Annotated in this window: 6 protein-coding genes; 4 read left to right on the forward strand and 2 right to left on the reverse strand. The window is 62.7% G+C overall.

Annotation, left to right across the window (positions count from 1 at the left end):
* Positions 1-268: 268 nt before the first annotated feature.
* From HNH97_RS08565 to HNH97_RS08580, 4 genes are all read left to right on the forward strand, one after another.
* A complete protein-coding gene (locus HNH97_RS08565; protein ID WP_171790597.1) occupies positions 269-2491 on the forward strand; it encodes a PQQ-dependent dehydrogenase, methanol/ethanol family in 2223 nt (740 codons plus the stop codon).
* Between the two features lie 51 nt (positions 2492-2542).
* Positions 2543-3943: a c-type cytochrome gene (locus tag HNH97_RS08570; RefSeq protein WP_171790598.1), complete on the forward strand. Its 1401-nt coding sequence runs from the start codon at positions 2543-2545 to the stop codon at positions 3941-3943.
* A gap of 127 nt (positions 3944-4070) precedes the next feature.
* The gene (locus tag HNH97_RS08575; protein ID WP_171790599.1) at positions 4071-4775 is read left to right on the forward strand and encodes an NAD-dependent deacylase; all 705 of its coding nucleotides are present in this window, start codon (positions 4071-4073) and stop codon (positions 4773-4775) included.
* Positions 4772-5386 (forward strand): uracil-DNA glycosylase family protein, encoded by a 615-nt coding sequence (locus tag HNH97_RS08580; protein WP_171790600.1) that lies wholly within the window; start codon positions 4772-4774, stop codon positions 5384-5386. The genes HNH97_RS08575 and HNH97_RS08580 overlap by 4 nt, the downstream gene beginning before the upstream one ends.
* A 90-nt stretch (positions 5387-5476) precedes the next feature.
* On the opposite strand, the gene HNH97_RS08585 is transcribed toward HNH97_RS08580, so the two are convergent.
* Both HNH97_RS08585 and HNH97_RS08590 read right to left on the reverse strand, forming a co-directional pair.
* The gene (locus tag HNH97_RS08585) at positions 5477-6139 is read right to left on the reverse strand and encodes a MarC family protein (protein ID WP_227744544.1); all 663 of its coding nucleotides are present in this window, start codon (positions 6137-6139) and stop codon (positions 5477-5479) included.
* A 178-nt stretch (positions 6140-6317) separates the two neighbouring features.
* Positions 6318-7823 (reverse strand): lysylphosphatidylglycerol synthase domain-containing protein (locus HNH97_RS08590; protein ID WP_171790601.1); only part of this gene is annotated, 1506 nt, incomplete at its 5' end.

Raw genomic sequence — 7823 nt, forward strand, 5'->3', positions numbered from 1 at the left:
TATACGACACCTTGTTCACAACTTAGTGATCATGAACACTAAAATGTCAGAAGACGTATGTAATCCCGCCGGTATGTTCGGATGAAACGGACTACCTGCTTTTTCTCCCTGTCGAAGGCCGGTTTTTCAATCCCTTGGGGACGTGTAGTGACTGGAGCCGGATTTGTGGCTCCGCTCCTGCCCCTTGAAATGAAAAGCCTCCTGCGGCGGAAAGTTGCAGCGGCGGCGTCCCGAATTCGAAACCGTTAGTTTTCTGAGGACATCACATATGATTTCTGCCGTTTTCGGAAAAAGACGTTCTCTGAGCAGAACGCTTACAGCCGGAACGATATGTGCGGCTCTCGTCTCCGGCTACGCCAACATGGCATTTTCCGCTGATGAGGGTCAGGGCCAGACGGGCGAGGCGATCATCCATGCGGATGACCATCCCGGCGACTGGATGACCTATGGTCGCACATATTCTGAACAGCGCTATAGCCCGCTGGATCAGATCAACCGTTCCAATGTCGGAAACCTCAAGCTGGCCTGGTATCTCGACCTTGATACCAACCGTGGCCAGGAAGGCACGCCGCTGGTTGTCGATGGCGTCATGTACGCCACCACCAACTGGAGCATGATGAAGGCGATCGACGCCGCCACCGGCAAGCTGCTGTGGTCCTATGACCCGCGCGTGCCCGGCAACATCGCCGACAAGGGCTGCTGCGACACCGTCAACCGCGGTGCGGCGTACTGGAATGGCAAGGTCTATTTCGGCACGTTCGATGGCCGCCTGATCGCGCTGGATGCCAAGACCGGCAAGCTGGTCTGGAGCGTGAACACCATTCCCCCCGATGCCGAACTCGGCAAGCAGCGTTCCTATACGGTTGACGGTGCCCCGCGCATCGCCAAGGGCCGCGTGATCATCGGTAACGGTGGTTCCGAATTCGGTGCCCGTGGCTTTGTCACCGCGTTCGACGCGGAAACCGGCAAGGTTGACTGGCGCTTCTTCACGGTTCCCAACCCCAAGAACGAGCCTGATCACGCAGCATCCGACAGCGTGCTGATGAACAAGGCCTACCAGACCTGGAGCCCGACCGGCGCCTGGACCCGCCAGGGTGGCGGCGGCACCGTGTGGGATTCCCTTGTCTATGACCCCGTGACCGACCTGGTCTACCTGGGCGTGGGTAACGGCTCCCCCTGGAACTACAAGTACCGTTCCGAAGGCAAGGGCGACAACCTGTTCCTGGGCAGCATCGTCGCGCTGAAGCCTGAAACCGGCGAATATGTCTGGCATTTCCAGGAAACGCCGATGGACCAGTGGGACTTCACCTCGGTCCAGCAGATCATGACGCTTGACCTGCCGATCAACGGTGAAACCCGTCACGTCATCGTCCATGCGCCGAAGAACGGCTTCTTCTACATCATCGACGCCAAGACCGGTGAGTTCATCTCCGGCAAGAACTACGTCTATGTGAACTGGGCCAGCGGCCTTGATCCGAAGACGGGTCGTCCGATCTACAACCCCGACGCGCTGTATACGCTTACGGGCAAGGACTGGTACGGCATTCCGGGCGACCTTGGTGGCCACAACTTCGCCGCGATGGCCTTCAGCCCCAAGACGGGTCTGGTCTACATCCCGGCGCAGCAGGTTCCGTTCCTGTACACCAACCAGAAGGGTGGCTTCCTTGCGCATCCTGACAGTTGGAACCTTGGCCTTGACATGAACAAGGTCGGCATCCCCGACTCCCCCGAAGCGAAGGCTGCCTTCGTGAAGGACCTGAAGGGCTGGATCGTTGCATGGGATCCGCAGAAGCAGGCCGAAGCATGGCGTGTTGACCACAAGGGCCCGTGGAACGGTGGTATCCTGGCGACCGGTGGTGACCTGCTGTTCCAGGGTCTGGCGAATGGTGAATTCCACGCCTATGACGCCACCAACGGCACGGACCTGTTCCACTTCGCAGCGGACAGCGGCATCATCGCTCCGCCTGTGACCTACCTTGCCAAGGGCAAGCAGTATGTTGCGGTTGAAGTGGGTTGGGGCGGCATCTATCCGTTCTTCCTGGGTGGCCTTGCGCGCACCAGTGGCTGGACGGTCAACCATTCCCACGTGATTGCCTTCTCGCTCGATGGCAAGGCTGGTCCGATGCCCAAGCAGAACGACCAGGGCTTCCTGCCCGTCAAGCCGCCTGAGAAGTTCGATGCGAGCCGCACCGATAACGGCTACTTCCAGTTCCAGACCTATTGCGCGGCCTGCCATGGCGATAACGCCGAAGGCGCGGGCGTGCTGCCTGATCTGCGCTGGTCCGGTTCCATCCGCCACACCGATGCGTTCTACAACGTCGTTGGTCGCGGTGCGCTGACCGCTTACGGCATGGATCGCTTCGACGGCAACATGAACCCGAACGAGATCGAGGATATTCGCCAGTACCTGATCAAGCGTGCGAACGAAACCTACCAGCGGGAAGTTGATGCGCGGAAGAACGCAGCCGGTATCCCCGAGCAGCTGCCGTAAACCCGCTTTTCTTAATTTTTCGCATCAACGCGACGCATGATGGTGAACATAATGATCAACAGGCTTAAGGTGACTTTCGGCGCGGCAGCGCTTAGTCTGCTGGCTGGCACGGCATTGGCGCAGACGCCCGATGCCGAGCTGGTCCAGAAGGGGGCATATGTCGCAAGGCTGGGTGACTGCGTGGCATGTCACACGGCCCTGCATGGAACGGCGTATGCCGGCGGGCTTGAAATCAAGAGCCCGATCGGGACGATCTACTCGACCAACATTACCCCCGATCCCACATATGGTATCGGCCGCTACACCTACGAGGAATTTGACGAAGCCGTTCGTCATGGCATCCGCAAGGATGGTTCCACGCTGTATCCGGCGATGCCCTATCCTTCCTTCTCCCGCATGACGAAGGAAGATACCCGTGCGCTGTATGCATACTTCATGCATGGCGTGAAGCCGGTGGCACAGCCGGACAAGCAGCCCGAGATTTCGTGGCCGATGTCCATGCGCTGGCCGCTGTCGATCTGGCGCATGATGTTCTCTCCCTCGCCCAAGGATTTCACGCCGGCTCCCGGTACGGATCCTGAGGTCGCACGGGGTGAATATCTCGTGACGGGCGCCGGGCATTGCGGTGCGTGTCATACCCCGCGTGGCTTCGCCATGCAGGAAAAGGCCCTGGACGCTTCGGGTGGTCCTGACTTCCTGGCCGGTGGCGCACCGATCGACAACTGGGTCGCCCCGAGCCTGCGTAACGACCCGAACGTGGGTCTGGGACGCTGGTCCGAGGATGACATCTACCTGTTCCTGAAGTCCGGCCGTATCGATCATTCGGCTGTCTTCGGCGGCATGGGCGATGTCGTGGCGTGGAGCACGCAGTACTTCACCGACGACGACCTGCACGCCATCGCGAAATACCTGAAGAGCCTGCCGCCGGTTCCGCCGTCACAGGCCCCCTACAGCTATGACGCGACAACGGCGAACACACTGGCTTCGGGTAACATCTCCAGCATTCCGGGCGCCGATACCTACGTCAAGGAATGCGCCATCTGTCACCGTAACGACGGTGGTGGCGTGCCGCGCATGTTCCCGCCGCTGGCTGGCAACCCGGTTGTCGTGACCGACGACCCGACCTCGCTGGTGAACGTGATTACGCATGGTGGCGTCCTGCCGCCGAGCAACTGGGCACCGTCCGCCGTGGCGATGCCGGGTTACAGCAAGTCGCTGTCGGCTCAGCAGATCGCGGACGTCGTCAACTTCATCCGCACCAGCTGGGGCAACAAGGCGCAGGGCACCGTCACTGCCGCCGACGTTACCAAGCTGCGCGACACGGGGGCCCCGGTCTCCAGCGCGGGCTGGAACTCCACCAGCAGCGGATGGCTTGTCTTCCAGCCGCAGCCTTATGGCCATGGCTGGACGTTTGCACCGCAGACGCACACCGGCGCAGACAACGCGCAGTAAGGCTGACTGGTTTCATACCGGTCGTGACTATCAGGGACCGCCGCAGACATTGTCTGCGGCGGTTTTCTTATGCGCGCCAATCGTCCACACTGCGCCCACAGACAGTCACGAAGACAGGGAAAGCCCCATGCAGCGCATCGTTGTCCTGACTGGCGCAGGAATAAGCCAGGAATCAGGCCTCCAGACCTTTCGGGGGGAAGACGGGCTGTGGAACCACGAACGGATTTCCGACATCTGCACCCCCGAAGGATTTGCACGTGATCCCCTGCGGGTGGACCGGTTCTATAACGGGTTGCGCGCCGAGCTTGCCGATGTGCAGCCCAATGCGGCCCACAGGGCGCTGGCTCATATGGAGGAATGTGCCGCCACGGGAACGTGGGATGGCGAGATCCTGATTGTCACGCAGAACATCGACGACCTGCATGAACGCGCGGGCAGCCGCAATGTCGTGCACATGCACGGGGAACTGATGCGGGTGCGCTGCACGTCCTGCGGGGCCACGCCAGCATGGCATGGCGACTGCCTGCCCCAGACCCCATGCCCGCACTGCCATCGTCCCACGCTGCGGCCCGATGTCGTCTGGTTCGGGGAAATCCCCTATCACATGGCCCGGATCGAGGCGGCATTGCAGGCGTGTGACCTGTTCGTGGCCATCGGCACGTCGGGCGTGGTCTATCCCGCGGCGGGATTTGTGCAACTGGCCCGCACGCATGCCGACACAATGGAATTCAACATGGAGCGTTCCGCCGGGACCGACCTGTTCGACCAGACAGTGCTTGGCCCCGCCACGAAAACCGTGCCCCGATGGGTGCGCGAGATCACCGGGTCATGAAGCCCCCGCCCACCCCGCCACGCAGCGCCGACGCCGGGGCGCAGGCGCTGGAACAACTGGTGCGCGACATCCGCGCCTGTACCGCATGTGCCGCTGTCCTGCCGCTTGGCCCGCGTCCCGTGCTGCATGTCTCCCCCACCGCGCGCATCCTGATTGCCAGCCAGGCCCCCGGCACGCGCGTGCATGAAACGGGACAGTCCTTCAATGATGCCTCTGGCGACCGGTTGCGTGGCTGGCTGGGGATCGACCGCGCGACTTTCTACGACTCCACACGCATCGCCATCATGCCGATGGGCATGTGCTATCCCGGCCGTATGCCAAAGGGAGGCGACAGGCCCCCGCGCCGGGAATGTGCCCCGTTATGGCGCGACCGGGTCCTGGCGCTGATGCCCGATATCCGCCTGACGCTGCTTGTCGGATCCTATGCGCAGAATTATGTGCTGGGGCCGGGCAAGGTGGAGGACCGCGTACGGCATTACCGCGATTTCCTGCCGCAATATTTTCCCCTGCCACACCCGTCATGGCGGACCGGCGCATGGGAACGCCGCAGCCCATGGTTTGGGGAGGAAGTCCTGCCTGCCCTGCGCAGGGCCGTGCATGCGCTGCTGTAGCGGCGAGGGGCTGACTTTTCTCAAAAAATGCTGCGTCTTTCGAAGCTTTCTGGAAAAAGCTTCACCAGAAACTTTTGTTCCCTGTTTTTGTCAGTGCGTCAGTTGCACGACATTGCGCGCCATCGACATGACGACCCCCTGCACGCCCGAAATCAGGATCTGCACCCCGATCGACAGCAGGATCAGCGCCACAAGGCGTGAGACAATGCGCGTCCCGGTCGTCCCCAGCAGCTTCATCAACTGCTCGGCATAGGCATAGGCGATCCAGATGATGCACGCCACCGCCAGCGCCGCGGCGGACAGGATGCCATAGAACATAACCGTGCTGACGCCGGTCGATCCTTCGGAACTCAGCGCAATGGCCACGGCAATGGTGCCCGGCCCGACGGTAAAGGGCATCGTCAGCGGAAAGAACGCCAGTTCCATCCCGTTGGTCCGCGTGGCGCTCAGGCCGCCCTGACTGGCCTGTGCCTGCTTGCGCGCCTCCTCGGTTTCGGGCGCCTGCAACAGCGACCACGCCCGCACCGCCACCACCAGGCCACCCGCGATGCGCAGCGCGTCGATCGTAATGCCGAAGAAGGACAGGATCGTCCCGCCCATCCAGATGGAGGCGATCATCAGCATGGCGGAATAGAACGCCACGGTCCGCGCCAGCGCCACACATTCAGCCCTGCTGCGCCCTGCCGTGACCTGCGCGAAGATCAGCGCCGCACCCAGCGGATTGACGATGGAAAACAGGGCCGGGAACGCCATCAGGAACGCGCCCGACGCACTGGTCAGGCCAATGGGCACGCTCAGATGACTCAGAACATCATGGGAAACGGCCACACTTCATGCCTTTTCTCGGGCTGGACTACCGTCATGCACGGGGGGAAACGGTCTTCGCGTTCACAGACATGCCTTTATCCGCTGATCCACGCCATATCCACCCCTAGTTGTGCATGAGCGATTGCAAAAGGCGCGCATCCGTCGGACGTGCACACAGATAGAATGTCTCCACCCCGGGGGAATGGGCTTCCTGCGCCGGACCCGGCAGCGGCCATGCCGTCAGGCCGAGGTCATTGTAAACCGACAGGAACATCGACCCCACGCACCAGAAGGCAGGCTGGCGTCCCTCCTGCACCGCAAGGTCACGCAGCCACCAGATGGCGGAGACGCAGTCCTCCGCATTGCCGGCGGGATCGCCCAGCCCGATCAGGAACGTCCCGCGCCGCACGAACGGCAGCAGCGCCTGCCCCCGCGCGCCCACGATCAGGCCAGAGGGCATCCACGCGACACCCACCGCGTCAACGGCATGGTCAAGCATGTGGTACTGCGCCTGCCCCTCGCCATCCCATGGCATGATGGCGATGCGGCCGGGCCGGATCAGGCGCATGATCATCAGCAGCCCCAGCATGACCGCCAGCCCCATCGTCCAGCGCCCGACGCCGGAGGAGGACGCGAACAGCATGATCTCCCACCAGCTTCCACCCAGCGCATCATGCGGCCCCGCACAGGCCAGCACGATCACGCAGGCGATCAGCAGCAGCAGCGACATGATCGTGGGAAAGGAGAGCGGTTCGCTCAGCACCCGGGCATGGCGGTAATAGGAATTGCGGAACGGCGCGATCAGGATCGCCACCAGCGCCATCAGGGCCGGGATGACAAGGGGCGATCCCCGCAGCAGCGTCAGTCCCGCCGCCGCCGCCAGCAGGCCCAGCGTGACCTTCCACGCCAGCGTCACGCGCTGCGACAGGCCGATGGCCAACCCGATCAGCGCGACACCAATCAGCGACAGCAGGTAATCCCCCGCCATGCCGAACAGCGTATGCAGCCTGCCTGCGGCATTGTCCCACGTTTCGGGGTCGAGGATGGTCAGCGCGATCAGCACCCCACCGCACAGCGAGACCGCGCCCGTCGCCACGGCGACGGAAAAATCCGCCTCGCTTTCGCGGATCACGACACTTGGCCGGGCGGTGCGCGGCCCGCGCGCGGGGCTGTCCTTCCCCGCCTTGCGCGACAGCAGCACCGCATCCCCGCGCAGGAACAGTTCATGCCCCGCGAACATCACCCCCGCAAGGAACAGCGGGATGATGTAGTAGAACAGGCGGAAAATCAGGATGGCGGTAATGATGCTGGTGCTTGGCATGTAACTGCCCAGCGCAAGCATCATCGCCCCGTCAAAGACACCCAGCCCCCCCGGGACGCTGGCGACCAGCCCTGCGGTATAGGATGCGATGTAGATCGCAAGGAACACGCCATAGCCCAGGCCCGGCGCATCGGGGAGGAAGATGTAGGCAATGGCCGCCGTCGCCGCGACCTCCGCCGCCGAAACCACCGTCTGCGCCACTGCCATGGAGGAGGACGGGAACGTGATGGTCCACCGCCACAGCGTCACCTCGTTCAGGCGACGGCCCAGCAGGATATAGAGCGCAACCCCACCCCACAGCAGCAGGCC

Origin of the sequence: Gluconacetobacter entanii, from assembly GCF_013155425.1 — a bacterium.
GTDB lineage: Bacteria > Pseudomonadota > Alphaproteobacteria > Acetobacterales > Acetobacteraceae > Novacetimonas > Novacetimonas entanii.

What these genes read in the sequence shown, in the direction of transcription:
- HNH97_RS08575 (WP_171790599.1), top strand. Translation starts at nt 4,071, where the DNA reads ATGCAGCGCATCGTTGTCCTGACTGGCGCAGGAATAAGCCAGGAATCA.
- HNH97_RS08585 (WP_227744544.1), bottom strand. Translation starts at nt 6,139, where the DNA reads ATGGCGTTCCCGGCCCTGTTTTCCATCGTCAATCCGCTGGGTGCGGCG.
- HNH97_RS08565 (WP_171790597.1), top strand. Translation starts at nt 269, where the DNA reads ATGATTTCTGCCGTTTTCGGAAAAAGACGTTCTCTGAGCAGAACGCTT.
- HNH97_RS08570 (WP_171790598.1), top strand. Translation starts at nt 2,543, where the DNA reads ATGATCAACAGGCTTAAGGTGACTTTCGGCGCGGCAGCGCTTAGTCTG.
- HNH97_RS08580 (WP_171790600.1), top strand. Translation starts at nt 4,772, where the DNA reads ATGAAGCCCCCGCCCACCCCGCCACGCAGCGCCGACGCCGGGGCGCAG.